General features: G+C 34.7%; 1 protein-coding gene. It reads left to right on the top strand.

Going from position 1 to position 942, the window contains the following annotated elements; all coding sequences use genetic code 11:
• A partial coding sequence (locus H5R88_RS03425) for a Rib/alpha-like domain-containing protein (protein ID WP_182600243.1) occupies positions 1–435 on the top strand: 435 nt, incomplete at its 5' end.
• Between the last annotated feature and the right edge of the window lie 507 nt (positions 436–942).

The raw sequence follows: 942 nt of genomic DNA, 5'->3' as shown, positions 1-942 counted from the left end.
ACTAGTTACACTTGGACTAATGGTGCACCAGATGTATCAACTCCAGGAACTAAGGATGTTCAAATTACAGTAACTTACCCAGATGGTTCAACAGATGTTGTAACCACTAAGGTAATCGTTACCGAACCAGCTAATAATCCAACAGTTGTTGATGATAAAACTACTACTCCAGAAAATGGCAATAACAGCAATAATGGTAAAGGTAATGTTATTAACAACAACAACCAGGGTAATAATAACCAAGGTAATGTTGAAAACACTGGTTCCGCAGTTCAACCTAGTGCTAATAAGACAACTCCTACTAATAACACTGAAAATACTAAGGCCTTACCACAAACTGGTAATGATGCTAATAAGAACGTTTCGTTAGTTGGTTTAGGATTAGCTTCATTTGCCGCAATGTTTGGTCTTGGTAAGAAGAAGCGTCGGGACTAATTGTTAATCTTAATCCCTTTCAATTAGAAATGACTTTAAAGGGCATTAACGGCAGAAAAGGACTGTAATATAAGCGGAGTTAAATGAAATCTTTGGGTTTCATTTAACTCCGCTTTCCTTTAAATTATTTAAATAATGAAATAGCTATTCGAAAACTAATCACAAAGCTCCCTTTGTGCGCCTCAAAGAAGATCTAATACGCAATGGACATAATCTTCAACTTATGATTAATTCGTAATTTACGCTTGATTATGACTTTCTGAAAAGTACGATGTAGAAATTGTTCTTAAAAATTTAAAAGATTAAGAGATTCATAGTATTGGGCATTAAGAACGCTACGGGACAGATTGGAATTGCCTTAATGGCACCGAATATGAAAAAAGAAGAACAGCTCAGAATTTTCAAATTAAATTTGACGTGTACCCCCAGAGTTGGAAATCAACTCTGGGGGTATTTTATATGACCAAAATTAGCGTTAAAACTAAACTTAAAGCTGTTGAAGAATAT

Source organism: Limosilactobacillus agrestis, from assembly GCF_014145585.1.
GTDB classification, from domain to species: domain Bacteria; phylum Bacillota; class Bacilli; order Lactobacillales; family Lactobacillaceae; genus Limosilactobacillus; species Limosilactobacillus agrestis.
Note: the sequence above shows the minus strand (reverse complement) of the source record. Positions and strands in the feature narration are given on the sequence as shown.